The sequence below is a fragment of the Legionella stuttgartensis genome (assembly GCF_977063405.2).
In genome coordinates, this window is sequence record NZ_CDRUHA020000093.1 from 209,788 (window position 1) to 224,259 (window position 14,472).

A 14,472-nucleotide genomic window follows, 5' to 3' on the forward strand; every position below is an offset into this window, starting at 1 on the left:
TTCATCGTACAACTCAGAATACTATACTATTAAATAAACCAGCTTAGGGAGCCATAAACATGAATGTGTCACCGCTGCGCTTTGTATCTTTTTTCTTTTTGCTTTTTTTATTTCCCTTGGCCTCCGGAGCAGTAACTGATAGCAAAATCAGTCTGGTTGGGGCCCAAGGCTATGATCTCGTATCTTATCAACAAAAAAGTGGACCTATACGAGGAAGTGGCAACCATGTCGTATTTTATCAGGGCATTGCTTACATTTTTGCTAGCACAGAAAATAAAAAAACCTTTACCGCAAATCCTGAAAAATATTTACCTGCCTATGGAGGTTATTGTGCTTTTGGAGTAGCTTCCGGCCATAAAGTAATTAGTGACCCGTTAGCATGGAAACTCGTAGATGGGAAACTTTACCTTAATTTAAATAAACAAATACAAGATATTTGGGTAAAAAATATTCCTGCTAATATCAAAAAAGCAGATGAACAATGGTCAAAAATAAAGGATAAAAGTCCTTCAATTTAAGCCTATTTTTTCGACAATCCATTCTCTTCAAAGCACGGTTTAAACCGTGCTTTTTTGTTACAACGAACTCTTGCATTTACCCATAAAGGTCTTTATTGTTTATATCCCCACAATAACTAATTTTATGAAAAATAAGGGAATTTATGAAAAAAATAGGGCTCTTAGTTGGTTTTTTGTTTTTCTTAAATGATGGATTTGCCAAAACGCCAATTGTTGCTCCTCAACCCACTTCTTGTATTACAGGAAGCTTGAGCTCAACGGGTACAAAAAACTGGCAAACAATTTCATTGAAAATAACTAACAACTGTACTCAAGCTGTAGATTTTCAAAACGCTACAATAACGTTTTCTAATAGCAGTAATTTAAACACCTCATTTTGGGGAAATTTTTCACCTTTATCTTATCCAATCAATACATTACAAATTACATCACAGTCCCAAAGTGATGGTACCTATTTATCTTCACTCTCGTTACAATTCCCCACCTATCCTGGTGCCAATAGTAAGCTACCTAAAGGGAGTTTTTTTACGATTATCTATGGGGCGCCTACTGCAGATTACATAGCCAATAGTGTTCTTGTTTATTTAAATTCCCCAGTATCTACGGGCAATATTAATTTAATTAATGCAACAGCAAAACCTACAAACGTATCGCAAAACTATGCTGTAGTTAATTTAACTTTAAATGGACAAACTATAAGTACGGTACAGGTTCCCTGGTCTGGACAACAACTGATATCGGGTCTCGCTGGCGGAACTTATACCGTTTCACCCACCGCGGTTACGGATAGTAATGGAGTCGTATATCAAGGCGTAGCAAATCCTACAAATTTAACTGTCACAGCCGATACGACAGTATCCTCTACCCTTACCTATACAGCAGCGCCAACAACAGGAAATATCAATATCACATTACCTGCATTGCCCTCTCAGTTATCGGGTTATACGGCTATACCTACTGTAACTTTAACTAGGATGGATAATCAGAGCGCCATCAATGCACAAGTCCATTGGAGCACCACGAATGTAATTAGTCAGCTAGCTAATGGAGTCAGTTATACTTTTTCTACTCCTGCAATCGCATATAACGGATATAATTGTACTCCAGTATTTGCACCAACATCGGCTACAGCAGCAGTTTCGGCCCCTACAGTACAACTCACTTATAACTGTGTTCAAGTAGCTCAAGATAGTGTTCCCATTACAATAACAGGAGCACCCTCCTCGCTCGCCTCCATTAATGTAAGCTTTACTCCTAGTGGTAATGGTGCACCAGTTAATGAAGCAATTCCTTTGGTCAATGGTACAGGGACAAGTAATGTAAACTTAACAGATGGAGTCGTTTACACCGTAAGTGCAGCAGCAGTTAATGGTTATACAATAAGTTATTCTCCACAACCTTTAACCGCATCGTCTTCTGCAACAGAGACGATTACTTATACCCAAAGCACGACTACTGGAGGCAGAATTATTGGCTACTTACCAGGCTGGGTAACACCACCACCTGCTACCGCACTAGCTAATGCAGGTTATACCCACATTCTTGTAGCTTTTGGGGTCTTTAGCACGACCTCCCCCGGACAAATTACTTCTGCCTTTGATACTGTATCAGCAAGCTACATTCAATCATTGCACAATGCAGGCATTAAAGTATTGCTCTCTCTTGGTGGTGCATCCTCAGGCATCCCAAATACCACAGTGAATTTTCATCAGGTATTAGCTGCTGCCTCTTCACCTTCAGCATTTCAACAAACCTTCATTTCTTCATTAGAAAATCTTATAACCCAATATCATTTTGATGGTTTTGATATTGATATTGAGAGTGGGTTAAATGCAGGTGGAACTTTTACCAATCCTACTGGTGATATTGCTGTTTTAGCAAATATCATTAATACAATGCATACCAATCACCCTAATTTGCTTCTTACCTTAGCCCCGCAAACTGCTAATGTTGCTGCCACTTCAGGGTTTGATGCAACATGGGGGAACTATGCATCTTTGGTAATGCAAACCCATCAATCTTTAGAATGGGTTGGTATCCAAATGTATAATGCAGGATGTACTTTTGGCATCGACTTAATTTGTTATGATCCAAACAATACAAGTACTCCTAATGCTTCGGTAGCCATGGCAACTGACTTATTAGAAAATTGGCCTGCAGTTACCAGTTCAGGACAACAAACTGGATTCCAACCGTACATCAGTTACCTAACCCCATCTCAAGTGGTCCTTGGTTATCCTGCGCCCAATGCATCAGGACAAAGTGATGGCTCACCGGCAGCAGTTATTAGTACAATCAAACGAGCCATACAATGTTTACGCACTGGAGTTGCAAGTTCATCAAGTTGTGGTAGCTATGTTCCACCACGAACTTATCCAGGATTTGGTGGAGTTTTTGACTGGGAAGTAATCCATGATCAAAATAATAATTATCACTTTGCAACCAGTCTGGTAAACTGCGTTGTTAATAATAATTGTAATTAATGATAGTCAGGTGCAGCACTTGGCATCGCTATTAAGTTAAGGATTCTTGTCATTCCCGCGAAAGCGGGAATCTATTCTTAAAGTAGCACATGCCTCTCTAGAAATGGTTCCCGCTTTCGCGGGAATCACAGCTTTACGCCCAAGCTATTAGAGTTAACTATGCAAGATTCTGGACTACTTTTAATCGCGATGGCATTCCTATTAGGTCTTCGCCATGGTTTTGATTTGGACCATCTAGCAACTATTGATTCAGTGACACGAATAGTCAGTACACATCGAACTCTAGCAAAATTTGTAGGCTTTTTATTTTCTCTTGGGCATGGGATTGTAGTTATTTTAATTAGCTTAATTATTGGCAATGGGGTGAAGCCCATAATGGTTCCCCAATGGCTTGATGGAGTTGGAAACAGTATATCGATTACTTTTTTATTGATTTTTGGATTTTTAAATCTTTGGAATGTGTTCCGGAGCCCATCTACACCTCCTCTTCCCACCAGTTTGAAAAACTATTTATCAAAAAAATTAATTAGAAAAAACATTAATCCTTTTTTTATCCTCTTAATTGGAGCACTCTTTGCCCTCTCCTTCGACACAGTGAGCCAAGTTGTTTTATTTTCTCTTTCTGCACGCGCTATGGCTGGATGGATATTTTCAGGAATACTCGGGTTCGTTTTTATGTTTGGGATGATGGTTTCTGACGGATTAAATGGGTTATTTGTATCTACTTTAATCCAACGTGCTGATTCAGTTTCTCTTTTATTCTCTCGAATTGCAGGTCTTATGATTGCATCATTTAGTTTGATTATTGGTATGATTAATTTAATCCAAATGTATAATTAGAAATTTAATACCAGGTCATATAATGCATGAATTGTGGCTGTGTAAAAGCATTCTCGAAATAATTAAGCAGCAAGCGAATGCAACACAGTGTGCTCGTATCAAAAAAATAGTTTTAGAAATTGGTCAACTTGCTGCAGTTGAGAAGAATGCCCTAATTTTTGGTTTTACCGTAATTGCCAAAGGAACCGTAGCTGAGAATGCAGAACTTTCCATCATTGATATTCCTGGGGAAGCACTCTGCGAATCGTGTCAAAAACGAAGTCCTTTGCAACAGTATTACGATGCATGCCAGGTTTGTGGAAGTCATGCATTAAAAGTTATTCACGGTGAAGAATTACGAATTAAATCGATGGTGGTCGAATAATGTGTGGAATTTGTGGTTGTTCTGAAGAACATAACGAAATGGAGCATCATGGTCATGGTCATGAGCATCAGCATGGGCATCAACACGAACATCATGTTCATGACGAACATCTGATTCATGTAGAGCAAAATATTTTAGCTAAAAACCAACAATTTGCCCTCCATAATAAAGGTTTTTTAGCTAACAAAAATATTCTAGCATTGAATATCATGTCAAGTCCGGGCTCAGGCAAAACAACCCTTTTGGCAAAAACCATATTGGATTTAAAAAAGGAGTTGGATATTGCCGTTTTAGTTGGTGATCAACAAACTCAGTATGATGCGGAACTCATTCAAGCCAGTGGTGGCAATGCCCTACAAATAAATACTGGAAAAGTATGTCATTTAGATGCGCATATGGTGGGTCATGCATTAGAGGATCTTCCTCTGAACGAGAATTCGCTCTTATTCATCGAAAATATAGGCAATCTTGTGTGTCCAGCATTATTTGATTTAGGTGAACAATTCAAAGTCGTTATTCTCTCCGTAACCGAAGGAGATAATAAACCGCTGAAATATCCTGATATGTTTCGTTGTGCAGATCTCATGATTATCACCAAAATGGATCTACTCCCTTACGTCAATTTTAATCTTGAACAGTGCATTAAATACGCGCGTCAAATTAAGCCCGGCATTGAAACACTAACCCTTTCAACAAACAATGGTGATGGTTTGAATGATTGGTATGAATGGCTAAGACAAAAACAAATGAATCACCGTGTCTAAACAAATCGAACGATTAAGGATAATCATTCAAGGACAGGTTCAGGGTGTTGGCTTTAGACCTTGTGTTTACCGGATTGCAAAACACCTTGCTCTCACTGGATGGATCCAAAATAATGCGTACGGGGTGCTGATTGAAGTACAAGGGATATTGGCCGGTAATTTTATCGCTCATTTAAAAGATAATTTACCCCCACTTGCTATAGTAAATGATATTCAACAGGAAACTATCCCCTTACAGGACAACGAAATACTGTTCAAAATTATTGAAAGCCAAAAAGGCAGAGTCAATACCATCATTACTCCTGATGTCTCGATTTGCTCTGAATGCTTAAAGGAGCTCTTTGATCCCCAAAGCCGCTATTTTCGTTATCCCTTTTTGAATTGTACGCATTGTGGTCCTCGATTTACCATCACTCGCAATATTCCTTATGATCGCAATCAAACCTCCATGGATGTGTTTCCTTTATGCGTTGATTGCCAAACAGATTATAACAATCCTGAAAACCGACGCTATCATGCTCAACCTACTGCCTGTATCCATTGTGGCCCTCAACTTTCCTGTTCGGTGGAAGAGGTAGCCCAAAGTATTTTGCAAGGCGAGATCATTGCTTTAAAAAGTTTAGGTGGTTACCAACTCATTTGTGATGCACGTAATGAAGCGGCGGTAGCCAAATTACGCGCAAGAAAAAACCGCGACGCGAAGCCCTTTGCGATTATGGTTGCGAACAGTTTAAGCGCAAAACGTCTGGTCACAATCAATCCACAGGAACAAGATTTATTAGAAAGTATGCCCCGCCCTATTGTTTTACTCAAAAAAAATGATGAATTAAACGAGTTCAATCCCCAAATTGCTCCGGGTTTAAACAGTTTAGGAGTCATGCTCCCATACACTCCATTACATTATTTACTTTTTAATGCGCTTATTGGAAATGAAAACGGCTGTGCCTGGTTAAGCGAATTTCAAGACATCATATTAGTAGTTACTAGTGCAAACTTAGGCGGTAAACCCCTTATTATGGACGACCATGCTGCCACACAAGAACTCAATCATATCGCTGATAAAATTGTCTCCTATACGCGTCAAATTATAACTCGCGCAGATGATTCTGTACTACGCCTAATACATCATACTCCTGTATTCATTCGCCGCTCTCGCGGATATGTACCAACCCCAATTCAACTTCCCTATGCAATTCCACCAACCTTGGCCGTAGGTGGGCATCTAAAAAATACGTTTTGCATTACTCGAGGTAAAGAAGCCTTTGTTTCTCAACATATTGGCAGTTTAAATAACAAAGCCACCATTGAATTTTTCCATGAATCATTCAATCATTTGTTACGTTTTCTTGATGTAACTCCAGAACGAGTCGCTCATGATTTACACCCTGACTTTTATACAACACACTTTGCAGAGCACTATGGTATTCCAACCTATGCAATACAACATCATCATGCGCATTTAGCCTCTGTGCTCGCAGAACATGGCATCACAAAATCAGTCTTAGGCTTGGCTCTTGATGGATATGGCTACGGTATTGACGGAGAGGCATGGGGTGGCGAACTCTTTCTATTAGAAAATACAAGGTGTACTCGGATTGGCTCTTTTATGCCTCTCCTACAGCCCGGTGGAGAAAAAGCAGCGCGCGAACCCTGGAGAATGGCAGCTAGTGTGTTACATTCTCTAGGACGCCGCGATGAAATTACACAGCGATTCTCTGAGTTTCCACAAGCACACTTGATTCATCAGATGCTGGATAAAAAAATAAACTGCCCAGCCACAAGCAGTTGTGGCCGCTTGTTTGATGCGGCAAGCGCATTATTAGGAGTTCAATTAATCTCGCAGTACGAAGGACAGGCAGCGATGCGCTTAGAAAGTCTCGTAACTCAAGTACAAATTATCCCCAATGGCTGGCAAATAAAAAAGAATTGCTTAGATATGATGCCCACCCTCGAATTGTTGGCGAATTGCCCTAATCCTGTAATCGGTGCCAATCTTTTTCATGGAACACTGATTGCGGGTCTTGCAGAATGGATTAAGAGAGCCTGTCGTGAAAGGAAAATTGATATGATAGTATTAAGCGGAGGTTGTTTTTTAAATCAAATATTGACCGAAAGATTAACTACAACCTTAAATGAATTCGGCATCGCCTCTTTTTTTCCGCGTGCTCTTCCTCCTAATGATGGAGGAATTTCTCTCGGACAAGCCTGGATTGCCGGAAATTTTTAATTGAGGTGTACTGACAACTCATCATTGCCAAACACACCTTAATGGAACAAGAGCGCAGCGCTAAAGGCCATATCCAAATTTAATAAGAACAAAGGATAATTTATGTGTTTGGCGTTACCCGCCCAAATTATACAAATTCTTGATGATGCCAAAGCAATAGTGAGTGTGGGTGGTATCACTAAAGAAATCTCAACTGAATTATTAGATGAAATCGCATTGGGGGATTATGTGATTATTCATGTTGGCTATGCGTTAACACGACTCGATGAACTCGAAGCACAGAAAACCCTAGATTTATTTTCTCAAATGGCACAGGAAGAATCGGCATGAAATACATTGAAGACTTCCGAGATGGCAATTTTGCAAAAGCGCTCGCCCGTGAAATTGCGACGCAAGTTGACACAGACCGACATTACCAGTTCATGGAGTTTTGTGGTGGTCATACGCATGCCATTCATCGGTACGGAATTCCAAGCCTATTACCAAATAATGTAGAAATGATCCATGGCCCCGGTTGTCCTGTTTGTATATTGCCTATGGCTACGACAGATAAAGCAATGGCTTTGGCCGCATTACCGAATGTGATTCTCTGCAGCTATGCAGATATGTTGCGAGTTCCAGGCACAGGACAAAAAAATCTGTTGCACGCCAAAGCTACAGGTGCTGATGTACGAATGATTTATTCAGCAAGTGATGCCTTGAGAATTGCTCAAGAAAACCCACAAAAAGAAATTGTATTTTTTGCTATTGGCTTTGAAACCACCACGCCACCAACGGCACTGATTATTCGCCAAGCGCATCAATTAAAGCTTAGTAATTTTAGTGTTTTTTGTAACCACGTCTTAACACCAGTGCCCATGGATCACTTACTGCAATCCAACGAGGTTAAACTCGATGGATTTGTTGGCCCAGCTCATGTCAGTATTGTAATTGGTAGCCAACCCTATGAAGCGGTATGCAAAAAATACAACAAGCCTATTGTGATTTCCGGCTTTGAACCGTTGGATGTATTGCATTCTATTTTAATGTTAGTTCAGCAAACAAATGAACAACGATGTGAGGTGGAAATTCAATATACTCGAGCAGTTAACCGTTTAGGAAATTTACGATCGCAACAAATTATGGCTGAAGTATTCGAATTACGCGATCAATTTGAATGGCGTGGCCTGGGATTTATTCCTCAAAGTGCTTTAAAAATAAGATCAGAGTATGCTGAGTTCGATGCAGAAAAACGTTTTGATATTCCTGATTTTACTTCTCAAGAACACAAACAATGCCTTTGTGGTGAAGTATTGCGTGGTGTAAAAAAACCAACAGAATGTAAATTATTTGCCAAAGCATGTGTCCCGGAGAATCCATTAGGTTCCTGTATGGTGTCTTCTGAAGGTGCATGTGCTGCGGTGTATGCTTATGGGCGGGTGAATGCATGATGACTGAAGCAGTACTAACCAAGAAAGTAAAATCACCAAAACTCAATTTTAAAGAAGGCATTATTAATTTAACTCATGGCAGCGGTGGACGCGCCATGACCCAATTAATCGAGCAAATGTTTTTAGCCGCCTTTGATAACCACTGGCTTGCTGAAAGAAATGATCAGGCTTGTTTTTCAGTATCGGCAGGTCGAATGGTCATGACCACAGATGCACATGTGATTTCACCGTTGTTTTTTCCTGGAGGCAATATCGGTTCTTTATCAGTTCATGGAACAGTGAATGACATTGTGATGTCAGGTGCAAAACCACTATACCTCTCTGCCAGTTTCATTTTAGAAGAAGGATTTCCACTGGCTGATTTGCAAAAAATTGTTCAATCGATGGCTGCTGCCGCACAACAGGCTGATGTGGCTATTATTGCTGGTGATACCAAAGTAGTTGAACGTGGCAAAGGAGATGGAGTGTTCATTACCACTACGGGGATTGGAGTGGTCCCTGAAGGCGTCCATATCTCTGGTAATAGAGCGAAACCCGGTGATCGCATCCTAGTTAGCGGACATATGGGCGATCATGGTGTTGCCATTATGGCGCATCGGAATAATTTGCAATTTCAAACAACAATACAATCCGATACGGCTGCACTAAATGATTTGGTGGCTCATATGATTGATGCAGTGCCTGACATTCATTGTTTGCGCGACCCTACGCGTGGCGGGCTCGCAACCACATTAAATGAATTTGCTTCGCAATCCAATGTTGGTTTTATCATTGAAGAAAGTAAGATCCCAATTCGTACCGAAGTTGCGAGTGCGTGTGAGTTATTAGGACTTGACGCCTTATATGTTGCCAATGAAGGAAAACTAGTAGCCATTTGCGCTCCTGACGATGCGAATACCTTATTAGCCGCAATGCGAGCACATCCTCAGGGAAAACATACTGAAATTATTGGGGAAGTGATTGAAGACCCACGGAATTTTGTACAGTTAAAAACAAAATTGGGCGGTATGAGAATTGTCGATTGGTTGGCAGGAGAACAATTACCACGGATTTGTTAATGCTTATTAATCAATGTAGCCTGGGTGCAGCAGAGCGAAACCCAGGGGTTTGTGAGTAACCAACCTAACCGGGTTCCGCTCGGCTGCACCAGGCTACACATCAAGTTACAAGGAATTTTATGACCACAAATAAAATAAGCTATTTCATGCCTTATTTAAAATTGCAGAGTCTATTGCACGCCTTGAATAACGCAGGATATTCCTGTGTTGGCCCTCAAGTACGCGATGGAGCCATTGTTTATGATGTGCTAAATAACGTAGAGCAATTACCTTGGGGGATTCGTGATCAGCAAACCCCAGGGGGCTATCAATTAGAAAAAATTTCAGAACATAAAGCATTTGCCTTTGCCAATGGCCCACAAGCAATCAAACCTCTTTTATTTAAACCTCAGGAAACGGTATGGAAAGTAGAACGGAACAGTGAAGGAAAATTATCGTTCCAACCACAGCAAGCAGAGGAACAACCGCTTGCGATGATTGGCGCACGTTCTTGTGATATAGCCGCGATGAACATTCAAGACAAAGTATTTATTGAGAGTGCACATCCCGATCCACGTTATAAAAAACGACGCGAACATTTATTTATTGTTGCAGTAAACTGTTCATATTCCTCCAACAACTGTTTTTGTGTTTCAGCAGGCACAGGCCCCGAAGTCAAGAATTCGTTTGATATTCTGATGACTGAAATTGATGAAGGATTTGTCGTCAATTCAGGTAGTGAACAGGGACAAGCAATTATTGAAAGCTTACAGTTGTCTAAAGCAAAAAAGAGTCAATGTACCAAAGTAAGTAACATTGTAAAACACACCGCAGACATGCAAACTAAACGAATCCCTTTGGATAATAAACAAGGTTTACGCGATTTATTATTTGCCAACTTAAACCACCCAAGATGGGAAGAAGTAGCGCAAAAATGTTTATCCTGTGGCAATTGCACCTCAGTGTGTCCGACCTGTTTTTGTCATAGTGAAGTAGAAAAACCCAGTTTAGATGGCACCTGTAGCGAGCATCAGCGCGAATGGGATTCTTGCTTTACCGCAGGTCACAGTTATTTGAGTGGAAAAGTACTTCGTGAGGATACACCTAAACGCTATAGACAATGGTTGACTCATAAGGTCGGCAGTTGGTTCGATCAGTTTGACACCAGTGGTTGCGTAGGCTGTGGGCGGTGCGTGACTTGGTGTCCAGTGGGAATTGATATTACCGAAGAATTAGCAGCGATTTCTGGTGAATCCAACGTGAGGATTAAAAAACGTGATTAACCCAAAACTCGATCCTTATTTGCCACTTGAGGCTGTCATTGTAGAGAAAATTGAAGAGTCCTCTACAATTTTTACCTTGCATTTGCGTTTTCTTGATCCCGAACATCATGAACAATTTCTCTTTTCCCCAGGTCAATTTAATATGCTTTATCTGTTTGGGGTGGGTGAAGTCGCGATTTCCATTGTTTCTGACCCGGAAAAAAAAGATATTCTGACCCACACAATCCGCGCTATAGGCCGAGTAACTAAAGCATTACAAAAACTCCAGCCCGGAGACCGAATTGGAGTCCGAGGACCTTATGGACGCGGATGGCCACTTGAACAAACAAAAGGCAAAGATGTTGTAGTCCTCACAGGGGGTCTAGGTTGTGCTCCTTCGGTTTCGATTATCGAATATATTTTAGCGCGTAGAGAACAATATGGAAATTTGAGTATCTTACAAGGCGTGAAACACAGCGAAGATTTTATATTTAGAAAACAATATGCAATTTGGCAAAAATCACCCAATACTGTAATTCATGTTGCTGCAGATCAAGCAGGACCTAAATGGCCGTGGGCAATAGGCTATGTTACGGATATGATTGATCAGCTCAAGCTAAATCCTGAAAACACAATCGTCATGATGTGTGGACCCGAGATGATGATGAATACCGCGATCAAGGTACTTAATCAACGAGGTATTTCGGAAGATAATATTTATTTGAGCATGGAACGAAATATGGAGTGCGGTATAGGACAATGTGGACATTGCCAATACGGAGGTGTTTTTATTTGCAAAGATGGACCTGTATTTGCTTATTCTGAAATTAAAGAATTATTTAATGAACCGGGATTTTAACAACCATGAAACCACGCGTAGCGGTGCATAAATTCACGTCATGTGATGGGTGTCAATTAGCCTTTTTAAATGCAGGAGAGGCCTTACTCACACTATCTGATTTAGTGGATATGGTGCATTTCTCAGAGGCAGGGGCAGTCGAGTTGGATGCACAAGTCGATATCGCATTTGTTGAAGGGAGTATTTCCACCCCAGATGAAGAGCAACGCATCAAAAAAATTCGCGAAAACAGCAAATTCATTATTACAATCGGTGCCTGTGCTACCGCAGGTGGTGTGCAAGCATTACGTCATTTCGCCAATACCAAAGAATGGGTAAGCAGTATTTATGCTTCCCCACAATACATCCAAAGCTTAAGTACCTCAACTCCAATTGCCGCACATGTTAAAGTCGATTGGGAGTTATGGGGTTGTCCCGTAAATAGCAATCAAGTATTAGAAGCGATTCGTTTTTTATTATCTAATGCAACGCCACGCATCAAACAAGATTCTGAATGTATGGAGTGTAAACGTAAAGGTAATGTTTGTGTTTTAGTCACTCAAAAACAACCCTGTATGGGCCCGGTTACCAAATTGGGGTGTGGCTCCCTATGTCCAACAGTAGGTCGAGGATGTTATGCATGTTATGGGCCCAAGGAAAATCCCAATCCTCAATCCTTAGGCAACTGGTTTGAACAGCTAGGCCTGACTCGAGAAGCTATTGCACAAAAGTTTTTGCATATTAATAATCAAGCACCCGCGTTTAATAAAGCAGGTGCTTATTTTAAGGGAATTAAAATCAGCAATGAGTAATACTATTTCCATCAACGTTCCCATTTTGGCGCGCGTGGAGGGTGAAGGAGCGTTAGAGCTCCACATTCAAGACAATGCGATCACCCAATTACAATTAAAAATTTATGAACCGCCACGATTATTCGAAAAATTTCTCGAAGGCAGAAGTTACACTGATGTTCTAGATCTTGTCGCCCGAATCTGCGGAATATGTCCGGTTGCGTATCAAATGAGCGCAACTCAGGCAATTGAACATTGTTTTGGCATACAACCTTCCCCATGGGTACGGGAAATGCGCCGACTTTTTTACTGTGGTGAATGGCTGGAAAGTCACAGCATGCACATTCATTTTTTAGCGTTACCTGATTTTTTAGGATTTAAATCAGCACCTGAAATGGCAAAAACTTATCCCGAAGAAGTAAGACGTGGCATCCGTTTGCAATCTTTTGGCAATGATTTAATTAAATTATTTGGCGGTCGCTCCGTGCATCCGGTGGGTGCCTGCGTTGGAGGTTTTTATAAAGCGCCTAACCATACGGCAATCAATACCCTTTTAGAAAAAGCGAAAGCCCGCGTCGAAGATTGCGAAGCATTGATTCGCTGGCTTGCAAAACTGTCATTTCCAGATAACTCTCATGACTTTACTTGTGTCTCACTTTATCATCCTACAGAATACCCGTTTAATGAGGGACGATTGGTCTCTGATCATGGGTTAAATATCAGCATTGATGAATTTGATGCTTATTTCAAGGAGCATCAAGTCCCCTACTCCACTGCGTTGCATTGTTTGTTACAAAATAAACCTTATCTCGTAGGACCTCTTGCACGTGTCAATAATTGTTTTGGCCATCTCCCGCCCCCTATTCATCTTCTGCTTCAAGATTTAAAAATTAATTTTCCTTCTCATAATATGTATCACAGCATCATGGCCCGCGCAGTTGAAATCTATTTCTGTGTCTTGGAATTGATACGCATTATGGAGCAGTATGAAATTCCTAAAGAAGCACACCCTGAAATTACGCCACGTGCAGGGATGGGATTTGGATGTACCGAAGCGCCCAGAGGAACTCTATGGCAGCATCTTCAACTAGGTGATCAAGGACAAGTTATAACTGCTCGTATTGTGCCGCCAACCAGCCAAAATCAGGCGCGAATTGAGCAAGATTTACGTATTTCATTGGTGCAATATGGCCTTAATCAGGATGAAGAATCCTTGCGTGCCTATAGTGAAATGATTATTCGTAACTATGATCCCTGCATTTCATGTTCCACTCATTTTTTAACGATTAAAGTGAATCGAAAATGAACCGCATCAAAGTACTAGGTATCGGCTCACCTTTTGGCGACGATCAAGCCGGTTGGAACGTAGCAATGGAATTAAAACGACAACTTGCAAATCATACCCATAGCGCACCTTACGTGCTTATTGAATGCCATGATCGCCCAGGTGTTCGGCTGATTGAGTTAATTAGTGGCTTCGACACGATTTTTATCATTGATGCAGTCAAATCAGGGAGCGAAATTGGAACTGTTCATCGGTTTCAAAAAGACGCGCTTCTTGATTCAGAACCGCGATTCTCAACTCATGGCATCAGTATTCTACAAACCCTACAATTAGCCAGTGTACTGAATGAATTACCAGATAATCTTTTATTTTATGGAATCGAAATTAATGCCATTACCTTAGATGAAAGACTTTCCCCTCCTGTAGTGCAAGCAATTGCGGAAGTAACACATCAACTATTAGAGGAACTTGTTACCTCTTATGAGTTTTAGTATTTGCAAATACTGAAAGTGCCCCCGCATAAAACTTCCCTCGTTCCTATTGTAAACGGCTTTGTTGAAAAAATTGGATTTCATTCCCGTGAAGGCGGGAATCCATCCATAAATTAGGCGCAATGCCAAGTTTGCGAATAGA

14 protein-coding genes are annotated in these 14,472 nt (G+C 40.8%); all 14 read left to right on the plus strand.

What is annotated here, in order from left to right:
- Positions 1-59: 59 nt before the first annotated feature.
- The 14 genes from ACWTEW_RS31070 (at position 60) to ACWTEW_RS31135 (ending at position 14,330) form a co-directional block, all read left to right on the plus strand.
- Positions 60-518 carry a YHS domain-containing (seleno)protein gene (locus ACWTEW_RS31070; protein WP_454781831.1) on the plus strand — a complete coding sequence of 153 codons (459 nt, stop codon included), beginning with the start codon at positions 60-62 and terminating at the stop codon, positions 516-518.
- 143 nt (positions 519-661) lie between these two features.
- A complete protein-coding gene (locus ACWTEW_RS31075) occupies positions 662-3,001 on the plus strand; it encodes a glycosyl hydrolase family 18 protein (protein WP_454781832.1) in 2,340 nt (779 codons plus the stop codon).
- A 159-nt stretch (positions 3,002-3,160) separates the two neighbouring features.
- Positions 3,161-3,841, plus strand: a complete 681-nt coding sequence (locus ACWTEW_RS31080; RefSeq protein WP_454781833.1) for a HoxN/HupN/NixA family nickel/cobalt transporter — start codon at positions 3,161-3,163, stop codon at positions 3,839-3,841.
- 22 nt (positions 3,842-3,863) lie between these two features.
- The gene (gene hypA, locus ACWTEW_RS31085) at positions 3,864-4,205 is read left to right on the plus strand and encodes a hydrogenase maturation nickel metallochaperone HypA (RefSeq protein WP_454781834.1); all 342 of its coding nucleotides are present in this window, start codon (positions 3,864-3,866) and stop codon (positions 4,203-4,205) included.
- Positions 4,205-4,969 (plus strand): hydrogenase nickel incorporation protein HypB, encoded by a 765-nt coding sequence (gene hypB, locus ACWTEW_RS31090; protein ID WP_454781835.1) that lies wholly within the window; start codon positions 4,205-4,207, stop codon positions 4,967-4,969. The genes hypA and hypB overlap by 1 nt, the downstream gene beginning before the upstream one ends.
- A complete protein-coding gene (gene hypF / locus ACWTEW_RS31095) occupies positions 4,962-7,196 on the plus strand; it encodes a carbamoyltransferase HypF (protein ID WP_454781836.1) in 2,235 nt (744 codons plus the stop codon). The genes hypB and hypF overlap by 8 nt, the downstream gene beginning before the upstream one ends.
- 102 nt (positions 7,197-7,298) lie before the next feature.
- Entirely contained in the window at positions 7,299-7,526 is a 228-nt protein-coding gene (locus ACWTEW_RS31100) for a HypC/HybG/HupF family hydrogenase formation chaperone (RefSeq protein ID WP_454781837.1), read from the plus strand.
- Positions 7,523-8,626: a hydrogenase formation protein HypD gene (hypD, locus tag ACWTEW_RS31105; protein WP_454781838.1), complete on the plus strand. Its 1,104-nt coding sequence runs from the start codon at positions 7,523-7,525 to the stop codon at positions 8,624-8,626. Before ACWTEW_RS31100 ends, hypD begins: the two co-directional genes overlap by 4 nt.
- Entirely contained in the window at positions 8,626-9,684 is a 1,059-nt protein-coding gene (gene hypE / locus ACWTEW_RS31110) for a hydrogenase expression/formation protein HypE (RefSeq protein ID WP_454782062.1), read from the plus strand. Before hypD ends, hypE begins: the two co-directional genes overlap by 1 nt.
- A gap of 119 nt (positions 9,685-9,803) precedes the next feature.
- Positions 9,804-10,946 (plus strand): 4Fe-4S dicluster domain-containing protein, encoded by a 1,143-nt coding sequence (locus ACWTEW_RS31115; RefSeq protein WP_454781839.1) that lies wholly within the window; start codon positions 9,804-9,806, stop codon positions 10,944-10,946.
- A complete protein-coding gene (locus ACWTEW_RS31120) occupies positions 10,939-11,784 on the plus strand; it encodes an FAD/NAD(P)-binding protein (protein WP_454781840.1) in 846 nt (281 codons plus the stop codon). The genes ACWTEW_RS31115 and ACWTEW_RS31120 overlap by 8 nt, the downstream gene beginning before the upstream one ends.
- A 5-nt stretch (positions 11,785-11,789) precedes the next feature.
- Positions 11,790-12,575 carry an NADH-quinone oxidoreductase subunit B family protein gene (locus tag ACWTEW_RS31125; RefSeq protein WP_454781841.1) on the plus strand — a complete coding sequence of 262 codons (786 nt, stop codon included), beginning with the start codon at positions 11,790-11,792 and terminating at the stop codon, positions 12,573-12,575.
- Positions 12,568-13,860 carry a Ni/Fe hydrogenase subunit alpha gene (locus tag ACWTEW_RS31130; RefSeq protein ID WP_454781842.1) on the plus strand — a complete coding sequence of 431 codons (1,293 nt, stop codon included), beginning with the start codon at positions 12,568-12,570 and terminating at the stop codon, positions 13,858-13,860. Before ACWTEW_RS31125 ends, ACWTEW_RS31130 begins: the two co-directional genes overlap by 8 nt.
- Complete coding sequence (locus ACWTEW_RS31135) at positions 13,857-14,330, plus strand: hydrogenase maturation protease (protein ID WP_454781843.1); 474 nt, start codon at positions 13,857-13,859, stop codon at positions 14,328-14,330. Before ACWTEW_RS31130 ends, ACWTEW_RS31135 begins: the two co-directional genes overlap by 4 nt.
- The last annotated feature ends 142 nt before the right edge of the window (positions 14,331-14,472 follow it).

Excerpts from the sequence above, each read along its gene's own strand:
- ACWTEW_RS31075 (WP_454781832.1), top strand. The coding sequence starts at position 662 with ATGAAAAAAATAGGGCTCTTAGTTGGTTTTTTGTTTTTCTTAAATGAT.
- hypD (WP_454781838.1), top strand. The coding sequence starts at position 7,523 with ATGAAATACATTGAAGACTTCCGAGATGGCAATTTTGCAAAAGCGCTC.
- ACWTEW_RS31125 (WP_454781841.1), top strand. The coding sequence starts at position 11,790 with ATGAAACCACGCGTAGCGGTGCATAAATTCACGTCATGTGATGGGTGT.
- hypB (WP_454781835.1), top strand. The coding sequence starts at position 4,205 with ATGTGTGGAATTTGTGGTTGTTCTGAAGAACATAACGAAATGGAGCAT.
- ACWTEW_RS31115 (WP_454781839.1), top strand. The coding sequence starts at position 9,804 with ATGACCACAAATAAAATAAGCTATTTCATGCCTTATTTAAAATTGCAG.
- ACWTEW_RS31080 (WP_454781833.1), top strand. The coding sequence starts at position 3,161 with ATGCAAGATTCTGGACTACTTTTAATCGCGATGGCATTCCTATTAGGT.
- hypA (WP_454781834.1), top strand. The coding sequence starts at position 3,864 with ATGCATGAATTGTGGCTGTGTAAAAGCATTCTCGAAATAATTAAGCAG.
- hypE (WP_454782062.1), top strand. The coding sequence starts at position 8,626 with ATGACTGAAGCAGTACTAACCAAGAAAGTAAAATCACCAAAACTCAAT.
- ACWTEW_RS31100 (WP_454781837.1), top strand. The coding sequence starts at position 7,299 with ATGTGTTTGGCGTTACCCGCCCAAATTATACAAATTCTTGATGATGCC.
- ACWTEW_RS31135 (WP_454781843.1), top strand. The coding sequence starts at position 13,857 with ATGAACCGCATCAAAGTACTAGGTATCGGCTCACCTTTTGGCGACGAT.
- ACWTEW_RS31130 (WP_454781842.1), top strand. The coding sequence starts at position 12,568 with ATGAGTAATACTATTTCCATCAACGTTCCCATTTTGGCGCGCGTGGAG.
- ACWTEW_RS31070 (WP_454781831.1), top strand. The coding sequence starts at position 60 with ATGAATGTGTCACCGCTGCGCTTTGTATCTTTTTTCTTTTTGCTTTTT.